Source organism: Novosphingobium sp. TK71 (assembly GCF_055361505.1).
This window is the reverse complement of the sequence record NZ_CM143962.1, coordinates 7,501-29,289: the sequence shown is the minus strand read 5'-3', so window position 1 is coordinate 29,289 and position 21,789 is coordinate 7,501. Positions and strand designations below refer to the sequence as shown.

The window sequence follows — 21,789 nt, the reverse complement described above, 5'->3', positions numbered from 1 at the left end:
TGGCTGTCCTTCTATTCGATGAACCGGTAATCGGCGGCGATGGCGCCCCCGATGCGCGTGGTCTTGCCGATGAAGTCCTGCAGGAATTCGTGCAGGCCCACTTCGAAGATATTCTCGATCGTGGTCTGGTGCAGGGCGTCTCCGGCCTGCCGGACCAACGCATGGGCGGAAGTCTCGTGCCCGTATTCCTTGGCGAGCCCCGCCATGTTGCTGCGGATCTTTTCGTAGCAGAACAACAGAGAGCGCGGGAACTGGCCGTCTAGGATCAGGAAGCGCGCGATCCCCCGCGGGTCCATTGCGCCGGCATTGAGCCACGAATAGGCGCGGTTGCCCGCCACCGAGCGCAGCAGCGTATCCCACTGCACATTGTCGAGACTGGAACCGACCCACGCCGCCGAGGGCAGCAGCACGTAATACTTCACGTCGAGGATGCGCGCGGTGCTGTCCGCCCGCTCGATGAAGGTGCCGATGCGCGCGAAGTTGAACACCTCGTTGCGCAGCATCGTGCCTTCGAGCGCGCCGCGCACCAGCGTTCCGGTGCGCCGGATCGTGGTGAGCACCTCGCCCAGGCTGGTTTCTCGGACGGGCCGCGAAAGCAGGTCGCGCAAGTGCATCCAGCCTTCGTTGGTGGTTTCCCACACGGCGTTTGTCAGGCTGTTGCGCACCATGCGGGCATTGGTGCGCGCATTCTCCAGCATGGCGAGCACCGAACCGGGATTGTCCTTGTCGCGCAGCATGTAGTTGAACACCTGCGTCCCGGTGATGTCCGAGTGCTTCGCCCGGTAGTCCTCGATCAGGCCGGTGGTGGTCAGGACCGACTTCCACTCCTCGTCCTGCGAGTGCTTGTTCCCGCGGGTGAGAGCGAGGTGAAAGCCGACGTCGATCAGCCGCGCGGTATTTTCCGCGCGTTCGAGGTAGCGGCTCATCCAGTATACGCCGTTGGCGGCCCGTCCCAGCATCAGCGCGCCCTCGCTCGTTCAGGGCCCTTCATTCGTCCAGCACCCAAGAGTCCTTGGTGCCGCCGCCCTGCGAGGAATTGACCACCAGAGATCCTTTCTTGAGCGCCACGCGGGTCAACCCGCCGGGCGTGATGTCGATGCCGTCGGGCGAGACCAGCACGAACGGGCGAAGGTCCACATGGCGCGGCGCCAGCCCCTCCTTGGTGAAGATCGGCACCGTGGAAAGCGAGAGCGTGGGCTGGGCGATGTAATTGTCCGGCCGCGCCCGCAGCTTGGCCTCGAAATCGGCGAGTTCCTTCTTCGAGGAGGTCGGCCCGATCAGCATGCCGTAGCCGCCCGAACCGTGGACTTCCTTCACGACCAGTTCTGCGAGATTGTCGAGCACATAGGCCAGCGCATCCGGCTCCGAGCAGCGCCAGGTCGGCACGTTGGAGAGGATCGGCTTCTCTCCGGTATAGAACTCCACGATCTCGGGCATGTAGCTGTAGATCGCCTTGTCGTCGGCGATGCCGGTGCCCGGCGCATTGGCGATAGTGATGCCGCCCGCGCGGTAGACATCCATGATCCCCGCCACGCCCAGCACCGAATCGGGATTGAAGCTGAGCGGGTCCAGGTAATCGTCGTCCACCCGGCGATAGATGACGTCGATCGCCTTGTAGCCCGTGGTCGTGCGCATGGCGACGCGCCCGTCCACCACGCGCAGGTCGCTGCCCTCCACCAGTTCCGCGCCCATCTGGTCGGCAAGGAAGGCATGTTCGAAATAGGCCGAGTTATAGATGCCCGGCGTCAGCACCGCGACCGTCGGCCGGCCCGATCCCTTGAAGGCGGGCGGCGCGCAGGCGCGCAGGGAACGGGCAAGCCGGCGCGGATAGTCCGACACGGGGCGCACCGGAATCCTGGTGAACAGTTCCGGGAACATCGCCATCATCGTTTCGCGGTTCTCGAGCATGTACGAGACACCGGACGGCGTGCGGGCGTTGTCCTCCAGCACCATGAATTCGTCAGGCCCGGTGCGGACGAGATCGATGCCGACGATATGGGTATAGACCCCGCCCGGCGGCGTCATCCCGATCATCTGCGTGAGGAAGGCCTCGTTGTCGCGCAGGGCCGAGATCGGCAGGCGGCCGGACCGGATGATCTCCTGCCGGTGATAGAGATCCTGGAGGAAGGCATTGAGCGCCCTCACCCGCTGCTCGATCCCCCGCGTCAGCTTGCGCCATTCGCGCGCGGTGATGATGCGCGGGATCATGTCGAACGGGATAAGCCGCTCTTCGGCGGCATCGTCGCCATAGACGTTGAAGGTAATTCCGATGCGGCGGAAGAAGCGTTCGGCCTCGGCATCCTGGCGTTTCAGCCAGGTCTTGTCCTGCGAGTCGTACCAATTCCTGAAGTCTGCATAGGCAGGCCTGACCGACCCGTCCTCGTTGAGCATTTCGTCGTAATTGGTTCCGCCCGTAGCCGTCATTGTGACTCCCGTTTGTCCATGTGATGCAACATGGAAACGGACTTGCCAAGCGGTTACGCTGCAAGTGCGAAAGAAAAATTACTGCGCGAATTGGCGGAAATCGGACCGAATTGGTCGAATACCCAGCGCTCCGGGAAATGGCCGCAGCTTTGGGCTGTGCGGCAGGTGCTAAGCGGGTTGGCTAATCGATCCGTTCGAGCGCCCCGCCCTTCACAGCTCAGGCCAGCAGCCCCCGCGCGCCGAGATCCGCGCGCAAGGCAGCCGCGTTCTGGAAGTGATGCACCTGCCAGCCGAGATCGCGGGCGGCGGCGATGTTGGCGGCATTGTCGTCGATGAACAGCATCGCGCCGGGCGCATGGCCGAAACGCCGCGCGGCGAGATCGAAGATGCGCGCATCGGGCTTCGCCAGCTTCTCGTCGCCCGAGACGACGATGTCGCCGAACAGGTCGAACAGGGGCTCCGACGCGCGGTATTCCCGCCAGAACGGGCTGGCGAAGTTGGTGATGGCGAAAAGCGGCATCCCGCCGGACGCCAGTTCGCGCACGATCTCGTGACTGCCGGGCACGTTGCCGGGAATCGTTTCGAGGAAACGCGTGGCGTAAGCGTCGATCAGGGCATCGTGGCCGGGATACTCGGCCTTCCGTTCGGCAACCATCTCGGCGAGGTCGCGGCCGGCATCATGCTGGAAGTGCCACTCTTCGGTGACGACGTTCGCGCAGAACCAGTCGAGCCGTTCGGGCTCGCGAATCAGCTTGGCGAAGAGCAGGCGCATGTCCCACTCGACGAGGACGCGCCCGACATCGAAGACGACCGCCGCAACGGCGGCGCCTTGGGCAGGATCGTTTACGTGGACTGCAGACATGACAAGACCCCCGCGAATGGCGGGGGCCTCATGTCACCGACGTAGTCGCCCGTCCGCCTTATGGTCCCCGCCGCATGGCAGGGACAGGCAGCCGAATCAGCCCTGGCGGGCCTTGAAGCGACGGTTGGTCTTGTTGATGACGTAGGTACGGCCGCGACGGCGGATCACGCGGTTGTCCCGGTGACGACCCTTGAGCGACTTCAGGCTGTTGCGAATCTTCATGTCATGTCTCGTCTGCGTGGTCCGGCGGTTGTTCCAATAATGACTGGCCGCCCGAAAATTGAAGTGGCGCCGTTACGGGTGACGGCTTGCAAAGTCAAGCGCAAGAGCCCATTTCTCATGGCCTGACCCGCGCTTTTCCCGTTCATCTACGGGCAATCGCGAGGGCTCATAACTCAGGTTCGGGTGCGACCCAACTGATTCTTAGCCAATCGATTCTTCGGACCCGGAACACCATGCAGACGTTCAAAGCCGCGATTCTCGCCACCGGCATGGCCGCAGCCCTGCTCGCCGCACCCGCACTTCAGGCCCGTCCGGGCTGGGGTTCGCCGTGGGGCGGATATGGCCCCGGCTGGGGAGATGGTTGGGGCGATCCGCTGATGGGCGGTCCCATCGGTGCGCCGATCTCGTCGCGCAATCGCACGCAGGATTCGCGCGAAGGCCGCGTCGAAGTCAGCCGATTCGTCGCGCCCGGCCCCGAAGCCGCCGAATTGGGCAAGGGAATCGTCGCCGTCGAATCCGATTCGGGCGAAGGCCAATGGGTCCCGGGCCCCGAGCGCGCCGCTTACGAGGCCGCCATCGTGGAGGCGCTGGTGGGTGCCGGATACGATACCCAGCACAAGGACGAAAGCGGTGGCCAGGTCGCCGAACTCAAGATCAGCCGCCAGGTGCTGACCCCGGCCGAGGAAAAGCGCAGCCCCGTCAGCGGCACCGCCGCGATGGGCGTCAGCAACCGCGGTTCGGCTTATGGCCTTGCCGTCAACGTGGACCTCACCAAGCCGCGTTCGGCGTTGATCGGCACCCGCCTGGACACGCGCATCGTCGACAAGGCGAGCGGCAAGGTGCTCTGGGAAGGCTATGCCACGATCGCCACCCGCGAAGGTGACGACAAGTGGCCCGACTACCGAATCGCCGGAAAGCTGGCGTCCGCCCTCTTCGATGGTTTTCCCAAGGCGGACCTCGTCGACAGCCCGGCAGACTGACCGACCTTATTCATGGCTCCGGCGTGCGATAAGGGTTATCGTATAGACACTTGCCCCCGGGAGAGCCTTGCATGATCCGCACCAACCGCACCCTGACCGCAGCCTGCTTCCTCGCCGCGGCACTGACGCTTGGCGGGTGCGCCGCGCAGGTCGGCCCGGTCGAAGTGACCCGCTTCAGCGCCGCCGACGCACCCGGCCTCGGCAGCGGCGTGATTCGCGTCGATCCCGCCAACCCGCAGGACGCCTCCAGCCTCGAATTCCGCACTTATGCCGCCGCCGTCGCGCAGGAACTCGCAAAAGTCGGCTATCGGCAGGCATTGCCGGGCGAGGCCGTCGCCAATCCGCAAGTCGCCGTGCTCTCCGTCGAACGGCGCAGCTACCAGCCGGGCCGCGAGCGCAGCCCGGTTTCCGTGGGCGTGGGCGGCAGCACCGGCTCTTACGGATCGGGCCTGGGGCTCGGCCTCGGCATCAACCTTGCCGGCAAGCCGCAGGAGCAGGTCGAGACGCGGATGCAGGTCATGATCAAGGACCGCCCCGACGGCCGCACCATCTGGGAAGGCCGCGCCGCCTTCACCGTCGGCTCCAAGGCGCCCGTCGCCCAGACCTCGCTGGGCGCCGCAAAAATGGCCGAAGCGCTGTTCAAGGGGTTTCCGGGCAAGTCGGGCGAAACTATCCTGGTGAAATGACCAGCATCCAGATCTCCTCCGCTTTCGATTCCGGCAACATCGAAGTCCTCTCCACCCAGGGCACCACGGCCCGCCTGAAGATCCGGCGCGATCACGAATCGGACTTCTTCCAGTGGTTCCATTTCCGCGTCAGCGGCGCGCCCGGCCAGAGCATCGCCGGAGAGGAACTGACTCTCAAGATCACCGGCCTCAACGGCTCCGCCTACCCGATGGGCTGGCCCGGCTACCGCGCCTGCGCCTCGGAAGATCGCCAGTTCTGGGGCCGTACCGACACTTCGTGGAGCGCCAGCGAGGATGGCGGCACCCTGACCATCCGCCACACGCCCGAAGGCGAACTGGCGTGGTTCGCCTATTTCGCGCCCTATTCGATGGAGCGCCACCACGACCTCGTCTCCTCGCTCGCCGGGCTTGAGGATGTCGAATACCGCCTGCTCGGCACCACGCTCGACGGCCGTCCGCTCGATTGCCTCTCGATGGGCGAAGGTCTCTCGCAGGTCTGGCTCTATGCCCGCCAGCATCCCGGCGAATCGATGGCGGAATGGTGGATGGAAGGCGCGCTCGAAGTGCTGGCGGACCCCGCCGATTCGGTGGGCCGCGAACTGCGCAAGCGCTGCCGCTTCCACGTCGTGCCCAACATGAACCCGGACGGCTCGGCGCGCGGCCACCTGCGCACCAATGCGGCCGGCGTGAACCTCAACCGCGAGTGGGCCACGCCCAGCCCCGAAAAGTCGCCCGAAGTGCTGGCCGTGCTGGCCGCCATGGACGAAACCGGCGTGGACTTCGCCATGGACATCCACGGCGACGAGGCCATTCCCGCGGTGTTCCTTGCCGGATTCGAAGGCATTCCCTCGCTCAAGCCCGAGCAGAAGGAAGGCTACGACCGGTACGCCTCGATCCTCGAACGCCGCACGCCGGACTTCCAGACGAAGCTCGGCTACTCGCTCGCCCAGCCGGGCAAGGGCAACCTCACGATGTCGACCAACCAGCTTGCCGAACGCTTCGGCGCGGTGTCGATGACACTGGAAATGCCTTTCAAGGACCACGACGAAGCCGCCGACCCGCGCCAGGGCTGGAGCCCGGAACGCTCGGCACAGCTCGGCAAGGATTGCATGGGCGCGCTGCTGGAGTGGTTCGTCGAGCGCGAAGGGAAGTAAGGCGGCATGAGCGGACGGCAGGGGCCGCGGCCCCTGCCTCCTGTTTTTGCGCTATCTGTTCACCGCCGGATATTCAGATGCCCGCCCACTGTCGCAAGGCCTGCTTCACCGCCAGATTCTCGTCGTAGCTCCATCCCGGCGAGAACGAAGCGGCGGGAACTTCGCCCAGCACGCTCTGCAGAATCATCCAGCCGGACGCCCAGTCACCGCGTGTATCGTCGCAGACCGGGAAGGAATCCCAGTCCTTGGCGAGGCGGATCATCGAGCGTTGCTGCGCCATGGGCGCGTCGAGATCGCCGACCATGAAGGACGTGAACGGCAGCGGCTGGCGCGGACAGGCGCCGAAGCGGGACAAGCGGCGGTCGGCCCCGGGAAGGTCCATGTTCGGCGGATTGACGACGATCGCGCCGAGCACCGGGTTTTCCTTGCCCACGCTTTCGAACTCCACCCACCAGGCGAGCGCCAGCGCGGCGATATCGTCGGTCACGATCACGACCGGGCGGTCGGCACGGCGGACGGCGAGGTTGAGCTTGTTGACCCAGGTATTGCGGTGCGGTTCGTCCCAGAGGCCAAGCTCCAGCACGCGGCAATGTTCGCTCCACCGGGCCCAGCGGTTCATCCAGTGCCCTTCGGCAAGGGGAGCGCCGGGCACGAGGAGAATGAGGGGCACATGGTCCTGCTCACTGGGATAGCGATAGTTTGTCATGGTGGTGCTCCAACGCTGTTGGGGATACCGCCGGTCGACTCTGTCTACGTCCCGACTGTCTGCGCACCATAACTCAACCGATTTGGTTGACAATAAGATTCCGACGAAACGATGCCCTTCCACGTCACTCCGAAACGGACCAAGTGACGCGGCGCGGGATGCCTGTTCGATCGGGCTTGTCTTACAGGAGGTTAGCCGGTCCGAAGGCGTGCGGCAGCAATTCCGACAAGCGCATTTCCAGCACGCCGTCCGGCCCGTCGCACCAGACCAGCGGATCGGTGCCGCCGATCTGCGCGATCTCGTTCAGGACCTGGCGGCAGCGGCCGCAGGGGGTGACGGTGTCACCCTGCCCTGCCGCGCCGGGCGCGCCGCCCGTCACCGCAACCGCTTCCAGCTTGCCCCCGTTGCGAAGGAACTCGCCCGAGGAGAGAATGGCGGAAACCGCCACCGTCTCGGCGCAGAGCGAGAGCCCGTAGCTGGCGTTCTCGACATTGGCGCCGGTGACGACCGAGCCATCCGCCATGAGCAGCGCGGCGCCGACGTGGAACTTCGAATAAGGCGCATAGGCGCGGCCGGCGGCCTCGCGCGCGGCCACAAGCAGGGCGTCGCGCTGTTCGGCGGCGAAAGACGGGGAAGATGCGGTGGTCATGGCTGCACCACTACCCAGCGGAGCCCGCCTTGCGCAATATCGTTCGAAAGCGAGCGGTTCGCAGTCCACAGCGACCACGGACGGCCGCCGTAATCCGGCAGGAAGCGATCGCGCGACAGCCAGAGGTTGCGATCGAGCTTGGCCGCGATCCGGTAGCGCGATTCGAACTGCTTGCTGACCTTGAGGATCACCGGCTTTCCCGCATGGGTCTCGATCTGGTTGATGAAGGTCATCAGTTCGCTCTCGACCTTGGCGTCGGAAACGTTGGCAGGGCAACCGTCCGCCACGATATCGAGATCGATCACCGGCGGCAGCAATTGCGCATCGCGCGGAACCGTGGTCACGAAGTTGGCGGACTGCATTTCGGCGGGCTGGCACGGATCGTAGCGGTGGACCGCTCCCACCTGCAGCCCGGCCGCCTTGGCCGCCACGAAATTGGCGACGAAACGCGGGTCGCGGGCAAAGGCGCTGACACTGGCGCTCGCGTCGATATAGGCGAAGTTCACGCCGATCGCCTTGAGCGACTTCCAGTTCACCTCGCCGTCGGAGGCACCGATCTCGACCCCCTGCATCGGATAGAGGCCGCGATCCGGTGTCCAGTGGCGAACGTGCCACCAGCCCCAGCCGCCCGCCAGCATCGCCAGAAGCAGCAGTACCGCGGCGATTCGCCATACGATGCGCGCGCGCGCCTTTGCGGCCGAGCCTTTCCTTGCCATGCGAGCCCCCTCAGCCGCGAATATGCAGGACGCAGATCAGCGTGAAAAGCCTGCGTGCGGTGGGGTGGTCCGTCTCGACCTTGCCTTCGAGGCGTTCGAGCAGAAGTTCGGCGGCGGCATTGTGAATACCGCGCCGGGCCATGTCGATGGTCTCGATCTCCTGGGCCGAAGCCTTGCGAATCGCCTGATAGTAGCTTTCGCAGACCGCGAAGTACTCCCGCACGGGGCGGCGGAAGCGGGCAAGGCCCAGCACCATGGTTTCCAGCGCGCCGCCGGCCTCGTCCGCGATGTCGAGCGAGAGGCGCCCGTCGCGCACCGAAAGCCGCAGGCGATAAGGCCCTACGTGACCGGCTTCATAGGCGCGCAGGGGCTTGAATACGTTGTCTTCGATCAGATCGAAGATGGCGATGCGCCGTTCCTGTTCGATATCGGCGTTGCGCCACAGAATGGTCGCCTCGTCGAGTTCGATATGGGAGATACACGGATCGGACATGATCCCTCGCCCTTTACGCGCTTGCAGCATGGGGTCGCAAGCCCAACGCTCACCATTCACACCCTGTGGAATAATATCGCTCACCTGTTCGCTTGCTGGCGGGGGGCGAGATGAGGCATTGTCGGCCCCCTCATGTCACAACCTGCCGCCATTGCGCTCGCCCCCGAGGCCGAAGCCCGTACCCTCCCCGCCAACGTCGAGGCCGAGGCCGCGTTCCTTGGCGCCGTGCTGATCGACAACCGGGTGATCGAGGAACTGCAGACGCAGCTCACCCCGATCCACTTCTTCGAGCCCGTGCACGCGCGAATCTACGAGCGTATCCTCCAGTTGCTCGATCGCAAGGCGGTGGTCACGCCGGTGACGCTGCGCCCCTATTTCGAATCGGATGAAGCGCTGAAGGCGCTGGGCGGCGTATCCTACCTCGCGCGCCTGACGGCCGACGGACAGGGCCTGCTCGCCCCGCGCGAACTGGCGGACCAGATCTACGATCTCGCCCTGCTGCGCGAACTGATCTCGGTGGGCCGCAACCTCGTCGCCGAGGCGATGGATACTTCCGAATCGGTGGAGCCGATGGAGCAGGTGGAGCGGGCCGAAGCCGCGCTCTACAAGGTGGCCGAAGGCGCCGCGACCGCGAACGAGGCGAAGAGCTTCGCCGCCGCCACCCGCACCGCGATCGGCGCGATCGAGAAGGCCTTCAATTCCGGCGGTCACATCTCCGGCAAGACCACGGGCCTCAATTCGGTCAACGGCAAGATCGGCGGCCTGCACGATTCCGACCTTATCATCCTTGCCGGCCGTCCCGGCATGGGCAAGACCTCGCTCGTCACCAACATCGCGTTCAATGCCTCCGACCGGCTCCAGCGCGACCTGGCGGACGGTATCCCGGTAGAAAAGTCGGTGGGCGCGGCAACGGCGTTCTTCAGCCTCGAAATGAGCGCGGATCAGCTGGCCACGCGTATCCTTGCCGAGCAGTCGGGCATCAGCTCCGAAGCGCTGCGCATGGGCAAGATCAGCCGCGAGGACTTCCAGCAGCTCTCCTTCGCCTCGCAGCGGCTGGCCGAACTGCCGCTCTATATCGACGATACGCCGGGCCTCACCATCGCCGGCCTGCGCACCCGTGCCCGCCGCCTGAAGCGCCGCCACAACATCGGCCTCGTCATCATCGACTATCTGCAGCTGCTGCAGGGCTCCGGCCGCGCCAACGACAACCGCGTGAACGAAATCTCGGAAATCTCGCGCGGCCTCAAGACGCTCGCCAAGGAACTGCACGTTCCGGTGATCGCCCTCTCGCAGCTTTCCCGTGCGGTGGAATCGCGCGAGGACAAGCGCCCGATGCTTTCCGACCTTCGCGAATCGGGCTCGATCGAGCAGGACGCGGACATGGTCTGGTTCGTGTTCCGCGAGGATTACTACGCCAAGGGCGTCGAGCCGCGCGAGCCCGGCGACAACGATCCGCCCGACGTTCACGCCAAGTGGAACGAATGGCGCGAGCATATGGAACGGATCACCGGCCTTTCCGAATTGATTATCGCCAAGCAGCGTCACGGCGCCACCGGCAAGGTGCGCCTGCGCTTCGAGGCACGGATCACGAAGTTCTCCGACCTTGCCGACGACGACATGCGCGCGGCCTTCGAAAGCGACTGATCTTCCCGAGAGGAATGCCGATAAGGACAAAATGAGCGACCGGAAAGTCCTGCTTCTCGCCGGGGGCAGCGGATCGATCGGCAGCGCCATCGCCCGCCAGGCGCTGGCTCATGGCTGGAAGGTCGCTCTCCACGGCCGCACGCCCGAAAAGGTCGAGGCGCTCGTGACCGGGCTGTCCTACCTCGGTTCCATCGATGGCTTCATCGCCGACGTATGGGAAGAGGATGCGGCCGAAACCCTGATCGCCGAAGTGGGCGAGCAATATGGCCGGATCGACGCGGTGATCGACTGCGTTTCGACCGGCCCTCTCGGCATCACCGGGCTCCTGCCGGAGACCGCGCCCGAAACCTTCGGGGATTTCCTCAATGTCTCGGTCGGCTGGGTGGAGCGGCTCGCGCTGGCCAGCTATGGATTTCTCGCCACGCAGGGCGGCACGTTCCTCGCCCTCGTCTCCGACGCCGGGATCTACGCCGCCGCGCGCCAGAGCCTGATCGGCGCGGCGCGGGCCGGCACCATCGGATTCATCCGCAATTTCGCAATAGAAGCCGCGCGCGACGGCATCCGCGCCCATGCGCTCTCCACCAGCTTCGTGGAGGGCAGCGAAAGCGCGATCCGCATGGGTTCGGAACGCATGGCCCGCGCGGCGCGCAAGGCCGGTTTGGGGCTGCCGACAGCGGACGACGTCGCCCCGCTCGCCCTGTTCCTCTGTTCGGACGGTGCGGCGAAGATCACCGGACAGGTCATCAGCGTGAACGGCGGACTGAACGCCTGAAACACCGCCCGCGCGCGTTCACCCGCGCGCTTCAGGCCGCCACCTGCCCGGCTTCCACACCGGCCTCGACCCCGGCCACGACCTCGCCCCCGGCGGCCCTGCCCCGCATCATCAGTGCGTAGCTCGCCAGCGCCACCGCCACCCCGACGAACCAGGCGTAAGTGTAGATTCCCGACCAGAACGCCCCCACACCGCCGAAGGTCTCCGGCGCGGCAACCTTGAGGAAGCCCGGCACATTCGGCGCGATACCCAGCACAAGGGCGATGAGAGCGCGCGGATTCCACCCGTTCCCATAGGAATAGACGCCGTTTTCGTCGTAGAGCGCCGCAACGTCCAATCGCGTGTCGCGCACCAGCCAGTAGTCGGCGATGAGGATGCCGGTGATCGGCCCGAGCAGCGCACCGTAACCGGTGAGCCAGGTGAAGATGTAGCCCTCGGTGCTGGCCATCAGCTTCCACGGCATCATGAACAGCCCGATGCACGCCGTGATGAGCGCGCCTGTCCGGTAGCTGATCCTTGACGGCTTGAGCGATGCGAAGTCGAACGCCGCGCATACGAGGTTGGCGGCAATGTTGCAGGAAACCGTGTCCACCGCGATCACCACCAGGCCCAGCAGCACGAACGGGCCGGACAGGGTTCCCGCGAGCACCACCGGGTCCCAGATCGCATGGCCGTAGATCACCACGGTTGCCGAAGTGGTGATGACGCTGATGAGCGCGATCAGGCCCATGGTCGGCGGCAGGCCCAGTGTCTGGCCGATCATCTGGTCCCGCTGGCTATGGGCGAAACGCGTGAAGTCGGGGATGTTGAGCGCCAGGGTTCCCCAGAAACCGACCATGGCGGTGAAGGCAGGAAGCCAGACTGCCCAGAACTGGCCTTCCTTCGCGCCGCCCGGCCCGAAGGCGGAAGGCGCCGAGAAGATCGGCCCGATGCCGCCCGCAGCGTCCACCGCCCACCAGACAAGGCCGATGCAGGCCAGCAGCTTGAGCGGCGCGGTCCAGGTTTCCAGCCGCCGGATGGTCAGCAGGCCCTTGCGCACGAAGAGCAGCTGCACGCCCCAGAACACCAGGAATGCAAGCAACTGGCCAATCCCGATCCCGAAGAACGGCAGCGGTGCGCCGCGCAAGTCCAGACCGAGGAAGATACCGAGCAGCGTCAGCAGCGCCTCGCCGCCGATCCAGGTCTGGATGCCGTACCAGCCGCAGGCCACCAGCGCGCGGGCCAGCGCAGGCAGCCGCGCGCCGACCGTGCCGAAGGAAGCGCGCACGAGCACCGCGAAAGGTACGCCGTAGCGGGTGCCGGAATGGCCGATCAGCAGCATCGGCACAAGGATCACGATATTGCCCAGGATAACGGTAACGGTTGCCTGAAGCGCCGACATGCCCTGTTCGATCAGGCCGGAGGCCAGCATCCAGGTCGGCACGGCAACGACCATGCCCACCCACAGCGCCGCGAAGTGCCACCAGCGCCAGCTGCGCTGCGCCTCGTCCGTGGGCGCGAGGTCCGCGTTCCAGAGCGTGTCGCCATTACCGTGACTCATCCGCGCGATCCCCCGATGCCTGAGGGGGACTACGATGCCGCAGTGCAGCAAAGTGTCAAGCGCGCGAATTCCGGCTCACCGACTGGCGATCAGCCCAGCAGGCGCTCCCTGAACCGCGCGAGGCGGAACACGGCTTCGTCCAGCACTTCGGCGGGCTTGGTGAAGCAGAAACGGACGAGGTGGCGGGGTGCCGCTTCGCCCTGGTAGAGCGCCGAGACCGGCACCGTGGCCACCCCGGCCTCGGCCACGGCACGTTCGCTGAATTCGCTGTCGCACAACGAAATGCCGGAAGCGCTGAGATCGACGTTGAGGAACCACGTCGCCGCGTTGGGCAGCACCACGAAGCCCGCCGCCGCAAGGCCGGTCCTCAGCCGTTCGCGCGCGGCATTCCATTCGGCGCGCTGGTCCGCCAGCACGGCATCCGGCAATGCCAGCCCTTCGGCCACGGCCCATTGCAGCGGGACCGCGGTGGCATAAGTCAGGAACTGGTGCGCGCGCTGAAGCGCCGTAGCCAGTTCGCCCTGCGCGATCATCCAGCCGATCTTCCACCCGGTGAGACCGAAGATCTTGCCCGCCGATCCGATCTTCACCGTGCGCTCCGCCATCCCGGGAACCGCCGCGAGCGAGCGATGGGCCACGCCGTCGAAGCGGACATCCTCCCAGACTTCGTCGCACACGGCGACAAGGTCGTGCTCCACGCAGGCGCGGGCGATCGTCTCCAGTTCGGCGTGGCTGGCGACCGTTCCTGCCGGATTGAGCGGATCGTTGAACATCAGCAGGCGCGTCGCAGGCGTGATCGCGGCGGCCAGCGCTTCGGCGGTGTAGCGAAAGTGCGGCGGGGAAAGCGGGACAGACACCGGCACGCCCCCTGCCCGGCGCACCGTGGGCGCATAGGCATCGTAGGCGGGCTGGAACAGGATCACCTCGTCGCCCGGCTGCACCAGCGCGGAAACGGCAGCGGCCAGAGCCTCGGTGGCGCCGGAAGTCACCGTCACCTGTTCGGGCGCGAGCGCCAGCCCCTGCCGCCGGGCATAGTAGGCGCAGATCGCCTCACGCAGTTCGGCAAGCCCCGCGCCCGGCGGATACTGGCTCGATTTCTCCTGCAGCGCGCGCGCCGCCGCCTCGATCAGCGCGGGCGGCGGCGGCCCGTCGGGAAAGCCCTGCCCCAGGTTGATCGCGCCATGCTCACGCGCCAGCGCCGACATGCGGTCAAACACCGTGCGTTCCATTTCGGCATAGACCGGGTGGATGCGGGACTTCATCTCGGGGCTGCTCCGATAGCGCGTCTGGGCATGGTGAGAGCGCCGGATAACGCGCGTTTTCGCAAATTGCACGGCGATACGCACACGCTGTCGAGAAGCGCCGCCCCCGCGCTTCTACCCCGGATCGGCCACAAGGGAGAGCAAGAGACGTGTCCTACGAGCTGAACCGCAAGCTCGCCGCGCGGCGCGAACCGCTGCCGACGGCGGCCCGGATCGACCCGGTAACGGCCGACATCGTTCGCGGCGCCTTCGAAACGGTCTGCTTCGAGGCTGCGACCTATCTTGGCCGCGCCGCCTCCAGCCCGATCATCAACCAGTCGAACGAGCGCAATGCCGCCATCGTCGATGCCCACGGCCGCCTTGCCATGGGCGCGGTGGGCACCCCGCACCTGACGTTCGTCAACCAGATGGAAACGCGCTGGGGGCTGATGAACCAGGACCGTTACGACTGGGGGCCCGGCGACGTCTTCCTGGGCAACGATCCCGATCACGGCGGCGGCCACCTGCCGGATTACTGCATTTACGGCCCGGTCTATGACGACAATGGCGAACTGATCTGCATCCAGACCCTGCAGGCCCACCAGGGCGACACCGGCGGCAAGGACCCGGGCGGCTTCTCGCTCGATGCCACCGACGTCTTCACCGAGGGGGTGATCTACCCCTGCCTCAAGCTGGTCCACCGGGGCGAATTGCGCCGCGACGTGTTCGACATGGTGGTGCGCAACAACCGCTTCGCCACGTTCGCGGGAGACATTGCGGCGATGATCGGCGGCGTGCAGCACGCGGTGCGGATGCTGGACGACCTGCTCGGCAAATGGGGCGGGGAGACGATCAAGGCGGCGATCAACCACTCGATCGAGCACACGACACGCCGCGTCCGCGAGGAAGTGGCGAAATGGCCCGATGGGTGCCACGAGGCGACCGTCTGGATTGACCACGACACCGCGGGAACCAAGGATATCAAGGTCCAGGTCGCCTGCACCATCGCCGGGGATCAGCTCACCGTCGATCTGGCGGGGACGGACGACCGGCAGAACCTTGTCGGCGTGTGGAACACGTTCGCCAATTCGCGCAGCTACGTGATGTGTCAGGTGGTCGCGGCGATGGACCCGACGATCGTGAAGAACGAAGGCTTCTTCAACGCGGTCGATATCCTGATCCCCGAAGGCTGCATCGCCCAGCCGCCGCCGAACAGGCCCGCCGCGCTGGGATCGTTCCACCCGGCCTGCGAGATTACCGAGGCGGTCTGCATCGCACTGTCCAATGTGGCGCCCGAACGGTCACAGCCGCAGCTCTACAAGATCGGTATGCCCAACATGGTCGTCGGCTTCGACGAGAACGGCATGATGTGGATGGACCAGGGCGTCGATTGCCGATCGATGGACGTTTCGGCGGTGGAGGGGCTGGATGGCTGGGGCTCCTGCCCCTCCGCGCTGGGCAGCCTGATCCTGTCCGAGGCGGAAGATGCGGAAAGCCGCTTCCCGATCCTCAACATCAGCCGCGAGATGACCACCGACGGCGGCGGCGCCGGACAGTGGCGCGGCTGTCCGGGCTCGCTCAACGTCAAGCAGGTGCTGCGGCCGACTTCGGCGATGGCGTGGATGGTCTCGGCCGACCACCCCTTGCGCGGGCTTCGCGGCGGGGACGATGCGATCCCCTATACCAACCGGTTCGAGGTCGGCTCCCCCAATGAGCGGGCCATTCTCCACACCGCGCAGGACCTGCTGCCGGAAGGCGCGGTGATCGCCTACCAGCACGGCGGCGGCGCGGGGTTCGGCAGGCCGCTCCAGCGCGATCCGGAGGCCGTGAAGGAGGATGTGCTCGACGAGTACGTCAGCCCGGAGGCGGCGCGGGCGAAGTACGGCGTGGTGCTGACCGGCAGCCTCGACGACTACTCGCTGGCAGTGGACCACGCCGCGACCGAGGCGCTCAGAGCCGAAATGGCGAGCATGGCCGAAGCAGCGGAATAACGAAAAAGCAGGCTCTCCCCCCTTCCCTGAAGGGGAGGGGATCGGAGAGGACGTTTCATGGATTACAGGGTCGGCATCGACATCGGCGGCACCTTCACCGACTTCGCGCTCCTGAAGGGCAGCGAGGTGGTGCTCCACAAGAACCTCTCCACCCCGGAGGACCGCTCGCTGGGCGTGATGGAAGGCCTCGGCAAGCTGGCCGAAAAGGAAGGGCTGCCGCTGGCCGAATTCCTCGGCTGCTGCGAGGCGATCGTCCACGGCACCACCGTGGCCGACAACACCCTGATCGAGATGAACGGCGCCCTCACCGGCCTCATCACCACCGAGGGTTTCCGCGACGAGATCGAATATCGCCGCGGCTACAAGGAGGATATCTGGGACGTCCGCCTCGAAGCCCCGCAGCAGATCACCCCGCGCCGCCGCCGCCTGACGGTGCCCGAACGCGTGCTGCACGACGGATCGGTCCACAAGGAACTGGACGAAGCGGCGCTGCGCGAAGCCTGCCGCAAGCTGCGGCTGCAGAACGTGGAAGCGGTGGCGATCTCGTTCCTGTTCTCCTTCGTCAACCCGGAGCATGAGCGCCGCGCCAAGGAGATCGTGCGGCAGGAAATCCAGAACGCCTACGTTTCCGCCAGCCACGAAGTGCTGCCCCGCGCGCCCGAGTACGACCGCACATCGACCACGGTGGTCAACGCCTATGTCGGCCCCCGCGTTACCGGCTATCTCGAGAAACTGGTGCAGCGGCTTGGCGAGGGTGGATACCGGAACCAGCTGATGGTCATGCAGGCTTCCGGCGGAGTGATGACCAAGGACTATATCGACGGCGCGCCGATCCGGGTGCTCGCTTCCGGCCCGGCCGGCGGCGTGGTGGGTTCCGCCCATGCGGGCCGGGCCAAGGGCTGCCCGGACCTGCTCTGCGTAGACATGGGCGGCACCAGCTACGACATGGCGCTGGTGCTGAACGGCGAAGCCCCGGCCGAGGCCGGCTGGAACATGCACCACCGCTATCTCGTCGGCGTGCCAATGGTGAAAGTGGAAACGCTGGGCGCAGGGGGCGGCTCGATCTGCCACGTCAACAAGGGCGCGCTGGAAGTCGGCCCACGCTCGGCGGGGTCGCAGCCCGGCCCGATCTGCTACGGACGCGGCGGAACCGAACCGACCGTGACCGATGCCCTCGTCATGCTGGGCATTCTCTCCACCGAGGAAGGCTTCGCCGGCGGCAGCTTCCGCCTCACCCGCGACGGCGTGGAGGAAGCCTTCCGCCGGATCGCCCACGAACTCGGCCATGATGACCCGGCACGCGCCGCTTTCGACTGCTGGCGCGTGGTCAATGCCCATATGAGCCAGGGCGTGCGCCGCACCACGGCGGGCAAGGGTATCGATCCCAAGGATCTCGTCATGCTGGCCTATGGCGGCAACGGCCCCGCCTTCGCGGCGATCCAGGCCGAGGACCTCGGCATCACCCGCGTGCTGGTGCCCAAGGCCTCGCCCACGTTCTCGGCGCTGGGCACTCTGGTCGCCAACCCGACCATCGACGAGGAACGCTCCTACATCGCTTCCGCCTCGGCACTGGATGTGGCGCGCATCCGCACGCTCTGGACCGAACTGTCGGACCGCGCCGCCCGCTTCTTCACCGCCGCGCAGTTCCGCGCCGAGGATATCCGCGCCGACTACCGGCTCAACATGCGTTATCCCGGCCAGAACTTCTCGCTCTCGTTCGACTTTGCCGCCGAGACCGCACTCGGCGATCTCGGCTTCATCGACGAGACCTTTGCCGCCCGTGCCACCGAACTGTTCAATGCCCGCCACATGGCAGAATACGGCCATATCCGCGAGCATGAGGTGCCCGAAATCTCGGGCGTGCGCCTCGCGGCTCATGTCGAGACCCCTTCTCCAGCAGCGGGCGGCGGCTTCACGCCCAGCGGCGCGGTTCCGCAGCCGCATCGCCGCCGCCGCGCCAATCTCGGGCAGGGTTTTGCCGAAGTCCCGGTCTATCGCGGCCCGGACCTCGCACCCGGCATGGAAGTGCCCGCCCCCGCAATCGTGGAGGAGACTTTCACCACGATCGTCATCTACCCGGGATGGACGGCCCGGGTGGACGCGGCGGGGGACTATCAGCTCATAAAGGAGGCCTGAGGCGGGGGCGGCGCCACCTGCCGGGGAACTTGCGCGCGGATCAGGCGTCTCTTTCTCGACACTTCCGCTTGCGACAGGAAGGTCTTGCCGCCAGACCCTGACCCTGCAGCCCGGACGGATCTTCGCCGCTCCTGGCGCAGCGAGAGACTTGCCCGACGTGAACCGCCTATCCCGCTTCCAGACCGACTTCATCGAACGGTTGCCGCTGATCCCCGAACGCCCCGGAATGCGTTACGGCGTCACTGTCGCGCTGTGCCTGCTCGCCGCATGGATACGCTGGGAACTCGATGGCGCTTTCCCACCGGGCTATCCCTACCTGACATTCTTCCCGGCCGTTATCCTCTCCTCGTTCCTGTTCGGGCCCCGTCCCGGCGTGGTGGCTGCCGTGATTTGCGGGTTCTTCGCGTGGTACCTGTTCATACCGCCGCGTTTCGGGTTCGCGTTCGACAGCAAGACGCTGGTGTCCCTGGCGTTCTACCTGGGCGTGGTCACTGTCGACATTGCCCTCGTCCACCTCATGCAAAGCGCCAACTCCCGCCTCCATGTCGCACGCGAGAACGTCCGCCTGCTCGCCGAGGAACGCGGTGTCCTGGCGGAGCGCACCGAGCTGCTGTTTCAGGAGCTCCAGCACCGCGTCGGCAACAATCTCCAGATGATCGGCGCCGTCCTTTCGCTGCAGATGCGCGGCCTCGCCGAACCGACCGCCCGCCGTGCCATCGCCAATGCCGCCGGGCGATTGCAGGTGATCGGCCGCATCCAGCGCCAGCTCTACAAGTCGGACGGAGAACTGGTGCCGCTGGACCGCTTCGTCCACGAACTGTCGGGGCAGGTCATGGATTCGAGCGGGCGGGACGACATCGCCTGCAAGGTCGTGGTGGAGCCCGGCATCGTCCTTCGGCCCGACGCCGCCGTCCCCGTGGCGCTGATCCTGTCCGAAGCCATGGCCAATGCCCTGGAACATGGATTGGCCGCGCGGGACACCGGCACGATCCACGTCCAGGTCATCCGCCGGGACGAGGGAATCGCGCTGGTCGTCGAGGACGACGGCGCCGGCCTTGCCGACGGCTTCGAGCCCGACCTTGCAGAATCGATAGGACTGCGCATCTCCCGCGTCCTCTCGCGCCAGCTCGATGCCCGCATGACACTGGAAAATGTGCCCCCTGAAACGGGACGGCGCGGCGCCCGCATGACCCTTCACCTGCCGCCTTGCCGCATCGTTCGGCAGGACTGATCCCGGCGTCAGCCGTCGCTGTCCGCGCCTCGCACATACCCCCAGCGCGTTTTCGAACGACACCGCAGGGCGAAACGATTACACTGACTGGCTCTGCTAACTTGCGATTCAGGCGCCCCACCCTACATTGGCGGGCGAAAGGACGGTTTCTCCCAAGATGAACGACGATCAGCCTAGCGGCAATCCCTGGGTCAAGAGCCTTCTCGTATGGGGCTGCATCTTCCTCGCGCTCCTCGTGGTGGTTTCCATGTTCAACACCCGCAGCGAAAGCGGGCCCGTGATCGCCTATTCCGATTTCCGCGCCAAAGTTGCCGAAGGCAGCGTCCAGAGCGTCGAAGTCGGCACGGACAGCATCGACGGGAAGATGAAGAACGGCGATGTCTTCCGCACCGTGCCCGTCCCCGGCGATACCACGCTGACCCCGCTGCTTCAGCAGAGCGGCGTGCAGTATGCCGGCAAGACGCCCGAGGAAGGCAGCCTGCTGGTCTACATCCTCGCGCAGACCCTCCCCTTCCTGCTGATCGTCGGCATCGCGTTCTTCGCGCTGCGGCAGGTCCAGAAGGGCGGCGGTTCGGGCGCGATGGGCTTCGGCAAATCGAAGGCCAAGATGCTGACCGAACGCTCGGGCCGCGTCACTTTCGACGATGTCGCGGGTATCGACGAAGCGCGTGAGGAACTGGAAGAGATCGTCGAATTCCTTCGCGATCCCACCCGCTTCTCCAAGCTCGGCGGCCAGATTCCGAAGGGCGCGCTGTTGGTCGGCTCGCCGGGTACCGGCAAGACCCTGCTCGCCCGCGCCATCGCCGGTGAGGCAGGCGTGCCTTTCTTCACGATCTCGGGCTCCGACTTTGTCGAAATGTTCGTGGGCGTCGGCGCAAGCCGCGTGCGTGACATGTTCGAGCAGGCGAAGAAGAACGCCCCCTGCATCGTCTTCATCGACGAAATCGACGCGGTCGGCCGCCATCGCGGCCATGGCCTCGGCAATTCGAACGACGAGCGCGAGCAGACGCTGAACCAGCTCCTCGTGGAGATGGACGGCTTCGAGGCGAACGAAGGCATCATCATCATCGCGGCCACCAACCGCCCCGATGTGCTCGACCCCGCGCTGCTGCGCCCGGGCCGCTTCGACCGTCAGGTCGTGGTGCCCGTGCCGGATATCGAAGGCCGCGAGAAGATCCTCGCCGTGCATATGAAGAAGGTGCCGCTGGCGCCTGACGTGAACCCCCGCGTGATCGCACGCGGCACGCCGGGCTTCTCCGGCGCCGACCTCGCCAACCTCGTGAACGAGGCCGCCCTGCTCGCCGCGCGCCGCAACAAGCGTCTCGTCGCCATGCAGGAGTTCGAGGACGCCAAGGACAAGGTCATGATGGGCGCGGAACGCCGCTCCATGGTCATGACCGACGACGAGAAGAAGATGACCGCCTACCACGAGGCCGGCCATGCCATCGTCTCGCTGCACGAGGCCGCCTCGGACCCGATCCACAAGGCCACCATCATCCCGCGCGGCCGTGCGCTGGGCATGGTGATGCGTCTGCCGGAACGGGACAGCTACTCGTATCACCGTGACAAGATGCTCGCGAACCTCTCGGTCGCGATGGGCGGCCGTGTCGCCGAGGAACTGATCTTCGGCTACGACAAGGTCTCCTCGGGCGCCTCGTCGGACATCCAGTACGCCACGAGCCTGGCCCGCAACATGGTCACCAAGTGGGGCATGTCCGACAAGCTGGGCCCGCTCCAATACGAGGAAAGCCAGGAAGGCTACCTCGGCATGGGCGGTTCGCACCGCACCATGGCCTCGGATGAGACCAACAAGGTGATCGACAGCGAGATCCGCGGCCTGGTCGACAATGCCCACGCCCGCGCAACGCAGCTCCTCAACGAGTACAGCGAACAGCTTGAAGCGCTGGCGCAAGCCCTGCTGGAATACGAGACTCTCTCGGGCGAAGAGATCAACCAGCTCCTTGAAACCGGCAAGCTCGACCGCCCCAGCGAACCGCGAGGCCCCGGTGCTCCGCGCCCGCTGACCGGTTCCTCGATCCCCAAGGCCGGCCGCCGCCTCCCCGGCAGCGCCACGCCGCAAGGTGCCTGACGGCTTCGAAGGCTAGAAAGTTCTCCCGAGGGAGAATGCAGGAGGGGGCGCAGGATTCAAGGTCTTGCGCCCCTTTTGCGTTTCCGGCCATCCGATGTGAGAGCGCCGGCGCTCCACGAGGTTCAATCGGCGTACGAAGAACCACCTTCGCGAAAATCGACGGCATCTCTGGACAAGCTGACAAGGATCGCAAGGTCGAGCCGCTGCACGCCCATCGCACGACATTTGCGGATTTCCGGCAGATCGATCCCTA

20 protein-coding genes (1 of these 20 only partly in view) are annotated in these 21,789 nt (G+C 66.0%); 9 read left to right on the top strand and 11 right to left on the bottom strand.

The window, feature by feature from the left end; translation table 11 throughout:
• Window positions 1–11: 11 nt before the first annotated feature.
• From ACXJ16_RS00145 to ykgO, 4 genes are all read right to left on the bottom strand, one after another.
• Entirely contained in the window at window positions 12–959 is a 948-nt protein-coding gene (locus ACXJ16_RS00145; RefSeq protein WP_185996775.1) for an alpha-E domain-containing protein, read from the bottom strand.
• A 28-nt stretch (window positions 960–987) separates the two neighbouring features.
• On the bottom strand, window positions 988–2,424 hold the full coding sequence (locus ACXJ16_RS00140) for a circularly permuted type 2 ATP-grasp protein (RefSeq protein ID WP_132469255.1): 1,437 nt from the start codon (window positions 2,422–2,424) through the stop codon (window positions 988–990).
• 217 nt (window positions 2,425–2,641) lie between these two features.
• Window positions 2,642–3,286, bottom strand: coding sequence for an HAD-IA family hydrolase (locus tag ACXJ16_RS00135; protein WP_463920953.1), 645 nt, complete (start codon window positions 3,284–3,286; stop codon window positions 2,642–2,644).
• A gap of 96 nt (window positions 3,287–3,382) precedes the next feature.
• Window positions 3,383–3,508 carry a type B 50S ribosomal protein L36 gene (gene ykgO / locus ACXJ16_RS00130; RefSeq protein WP_004210176.1) on the bottom strand — a complete coding sequence of 42 codons (126 nt, stop codon included), beginning with the start codon at window positions 3,506–3,508 and terminating at the stop codon, window positions 3,383–3,385.
• Window positions 3,509–3,741: 233 nt separating this feature from the next.
• On the opposite strand from ykgO, the gene ACXJ16_RS00125 reads away from it, so the two are divergent.
• The 3 genes from ACXJ16_RS00125 to ACXJ16_RS00115 all read left to right on the top strand — a co-directional run bounded on the left by ACXJ16_RS00125 (window position 3,742) and on the right by ACXJ16_RS00115 (window position 6,328).
• Window positions 3,742–4,488, top strand: a complete 747-nt coding sequence (locus tag ACXJ16_RS00125; protein WP_054439161.1) for a DUF4136 domain-containing protein — start codon at window positions 3,742–3,744, stop codon at window positions 4,486–4,488.
• Window positions 4,489–4,559: 71 nt separating this feature from the next.
• Window positions 4,560–5,174, top strand: a complete 615-nt coding sequence (locus ACXJ16_RS00120; RefSeq protein WP_463920952.1) for a DUF4136 domain-containing protein — start codon at window positions 4,560–4,562, stop codon at window positions 5,172–5,174.
• Window positions 5,171–6,328: a M14 family metallopeptidase gene (locus ACXJ16_RS00115; RefSeq protein ID WP_132469254.1), complete on the top strand. Its 1,158-nt coding sequence runs from the start codon at window positions 5,171–5,173 to the stop codon at window positions 6,326–6,328. The genes ACXJ16_RS00120 and ACXJ16_RS00115 overlap by 4 nt, the downstream gene beginning before the upstream one ends.
• A gap of 73 nt (window positions 6,329–6,401) precedes the next feature.
• Here the strand turns inward: ACXJ16_RS00115 and ACXJ16_RS00110 are convergent, their stop codons facing one another.
• From ACXJ16_RS00110 to ACXJ16_RS00095, 4 genes are all read right to left on the bottom strand, one after another.
• Window positions 6,402–7,034, bottom strand: coding sequence for an RBBP9/YdeN family alpha/beta hydrolase (locus ACXJ16_RS00110; RefSeq protein ID WP_324696636.1), 633 nt, complete (start codon window positions 7,032–7,034; stop codon window positions 6,402–6,404).
• A gap of 181 nt (window positions 7,035–7,215) precedes the next feature.
• Window positions 7,216–7,683 (bottom strand): cytidine deaminase, encoded by a 468-nt coding sequence (locus ACXJ16_RS00105; RefSeq protein WP_132469253.1) that lies wholly within the window; start codon window positions 7,681–7,683, stop codon window positions 7,216–7,218.
• Window positions 7,680–8,399, bottom strand: coding sequence for a glycoside hydrolase family 25 protein (locus ACXJ16_RS00100; protein WP_463920951.1), 720 nt, complete (start codon window positions 8,397–8,399; stop codon window positions 7,680–7,682). Before ACXJ16_RS00100 ends, ACXJ16_RS00105 begins: the two co-directional genes overlap by 4 nt.
• 10 nt (window positions 8,400–8,409) lie before the next feature.
• Window positions 8,410–8,892 carry a UPF0262 family protein gene (locus ACXJ16_RS00095; RefSeq protein WP_054439149.1) on the bottom strand — a complete coding sequence of 161 codons (483 nt, stop codon included), beginning with the start codon at window positions 8,890–8,892 and terminating at the stop codon, window positions 8,410–8,412.
• 132 nt (window positions 8,893–9,024) lie between these two features.
• Here ACXJ16_RS00095 and ACXJ16_RS00090 point away from each other — a divergent pair, with 132 nt between their 5' ends.
• Window positions 9,025–10,536: a replicative DNA helicase gene (locus ACXJ16_RS00090; RefSeq protein WP_054439148.1), complete on the top strand. Its 1,512-nt coding sequence runs from the start codon at window positions 9,025–9,027 to the stop codon at window positions 10,534–10,536.
• Between the two features lie 31 nt (window positions 10,537–10,567).
• Window positions 10,568–11,308, top strand: a complete 741-nt coding sequence (locus ACXJ16_RS00085; protein ID WP_463920950.1) for an SDR family NAD(P)-dependent oxidoreductase — start codon at window positions 10,568–10,570, stop codon at window positions 11,306–11,308.
• 31 nt (window positions 11,309–11,339) lie between these two features.
• Here ACXJ16_RS00085 and ACXJ16_RS00080 read toward each other — a convergent pair whose 3' ends face one another.
• Together ACXJ16_RS00080 and ACXJ16_RS00075 are read right to left on the bottom strand one after the other, a co-directional pair.
• Entirely contained in the window at window positions 11,340–12,848 is a 1,509-nt protein-coding gene (locus tag ACXJ16_RS00080) for an NCS1 family nucleobase:cation symporter-1 (RefSeq protein ID WP_324696640.1), read from the bottom strand.
• A gap of 89 nt (window positions 12,849–12,937) precedes the next feature.
• Window positions 12,938–14,110 carry an aminotransferase gene (locus ACXJ16_RS00075; RefSeq protein ID WP_324696642.1) on the bottom strand — a complete coding sequence of 391 codons (1,173 nt, stop codon included), beginning with the start codon at window positions 14,108–14,110 and terminating at the stop codon, window positions 12,938–12,940.
• A 149-nt stretch (window positions 14,111–14,259) separates the two neighbouring features.
• Here ACXJ16_RS00075 and ACXJ16_RS00070 point away from each other — a divergent pair, with 149 nt between their 5' ends.
• The 4 genes from ACXJ16_RS00070 (at window position 14,260) to ftsH (ending at window position 21,536) form a co-directional block, all read left to right on the top strand.
• Window positions 14,260–16,080 carry a hydantoinase B/oxoprolinase family protein gene (locus tag ACXJ16_RS00070; protein ID WP_324696643.1) on the top strand — a complete coding sequence of 607 codons (1,821 nt, stop codon included), beginning with the start codon at window positions 14,260–14,262 and terminating at the stop codon, window positions 16,078–16,080.
• A 57-nt stretch (window positions 16,081–16,137) separates the two neighbouring features.
• Window positions 16,138–18,216 carry a hydantoinase/oxoprolinase family protein gene (locus tag ACXJ16_RS00065; RefSeq protein WP_324696646.1) on the top strand — a complete coding sequence of 693 codons (2,079 nt, stop codon included), beginning with the start codon at window positions 16,138–16,140 and terminating at the stop codon, window positions 18,214–18,216.
• Window positions 18,217–18,373: 157 nt separating this feature from the next.
• On the top strand, window positions 18,374–19,447 hold the full coding sequence (locus ACXJ16_RS00060) for a sensor histidine kinase (RefSeq protein WP_054439142.1): 1,074 nt from the start codon (window positions 18,374–18,376) through the stop codon (window positions 19,445–19,447).
• 157 nt (window positions 19,448–19,604) lie between these two features.
• Entirely contained in the window at window positions 19,605–21,536 is a 1,932-nt protein-coding gene (ftsH, locus tag ACXJ16_RS00055; protein WP_054439141.1) for an ATP-dependent zinc metalloprotease FtsH, read from the top strand.
• A gap of 122 nt (window positions 21,537–21,658) precedes the next feature.
• Here the strand turns inward: ftsH and ACXJ16_RS00050 are convergent, their stop codons facing one another.
• On the bottom strand, window positions 21,659–21,789 hold the 3' portion of the coding sequence (locus ACXJ16_RS00050) for a hypothetical protein (RefSeq protein ID WP_454797663.1). 106 nt of this gene lie beyond the right edge of the window; only the last 131 of its 237 coding nucleotides appear in the window; its start codon lies off the right edge, out of view; its stop codon occupies window positions 21,659–21,661.

What these genes read in the sequence shown, in the direction of transcription:
- ACXJ16_RS00065 (WP_324696646.1), top strand. Translation starts at nt 16,138, where the DNA reads ATGGATTACAGGGTCGGCATCGACATCGGCGGCACCTTCACCGACTTC.
- ACXJ16_RS00085 (WP_463920950.1), top strand. Translation starts at nt 10,568, where the DNA reads ATGAGCGACCGGAAAGTCCTGCTTCTCGCCGGGGGCAGCGGATCGATC.
- ykgO (WP_004210176.1), bottom strand. Translation starts at nt 3,508, where the DNA reads ATGAAGATTCGCAACAGCCTGAAGTCGCTCAAGGGTCGTCACCGGGAC.
- ACXJ16_RS00100 (WP_463920951.1), bottom strand. Translation starts at nt 8,399, where the DNA reads ATGGCAAGGAAAGGCTCGGCCGCAAAGGCGCGCGCGCGCATCGTATGG.
- ACXJ16_RS00140 (WP_132469255.1), bottom strand. Translation starts at nt 2,424, where the DNA reads ATGACGGCTACGGGCGGAACCAATTACGACGAAATGCTCAACGAGGAC.
- ftsH (WP_054439141.1), top strand. Translation starts at nt 19,605, where the DNA reads ATGAACGACGATCAGCCTAGCGGCAATCCCTGGGTCAAGAGCCTTCTC.
- ACXJ16_RS00110 (WP_324696636.1), bottom strand. Translation starts at nt 7,034, where the DNA reads ATGACAAACTATCGCTATCCCAGTGAGCAGGACCATGTGCCCCTCATT.
- ACXJ16_RS00115 (WP_132469254.1), top strand. Translation starts at nt 5,171, where the DNA reads ATGACCAGCATCCAGATCTCCTCCGCTTTCGATTCCGGCAACATCGAA.
- ACXJ16_RS00105 (WP_132469253.1), bottom strand. Translation starts at nt 7,683, where the DNA reads ATGACCACCGCATCTTCCCCGTCTTTCGCCGCCGAACAGCGCGACGCC.
- ACXJ16_RS00135 (WP_463920953.1), bottom strand. Translation starts at nt 3,286, where the DNA reads ATGTCTGCAGTCCACGTAAACGATCCTGCCCAAGGCGCCGCCGTTGCG.
- ACXJ16_RS00080 (WP_324696640.1), bottom strand. Translation starts at nt 12,848, where the DNA reads ATGAGTCACGGTAATGGCGACACGCTCTGGAACGCGGACCTCGCGCCC.
- ACXJ16_RS00125 (WP_054439161.1), top strand. Translation starts at nt 3,742, where the DNA reads ATGCAGACGTTCAAAGCCGCGATTCTCGCCACCGGCATGGCCGCAGCC.
- ACXJ16_RS00145 (WP_185996775.1), bottom strand. Translation starts at nt 959, where the DNA reads ATGCTGGGACGGGCCGCCAACGGCGTATACTGGATGAGCCGCTACCTC.
- ACXJ16_RS00075 (WP_324696642.1), bottom strand. Translation starts at nt 14,110, where the DNA reads ATGAAGTCCCGCATCCACCCGGTCTATGCCGAAATGGAACGCACGGTG.
- ACXJ16_RS00120 (WP_463920952.1), top strand. Translation starts at nt 4,560, where the DNA reads ATGATCCGCACCAACCGCACCCTGACCGCAGCCTGCTTCCTCGCCGCG.
- ACXJ16_RS00095 (WP_054439149.1), bottom strand. Translation starts at nt 8,892, where the DNA reads ATGTCCGATCCGTGTATCTCCCATATCGAACTCGACGAGGCGACCATT.
- ACXJ16_RS00090 (WP_054439148.1), top strand. Translation starts at nt 9,025, where the DNA reads ATGTCACAACCTGCCGCCATTGCGCTCGCCCCCGAGGCCGAAGCCCGT.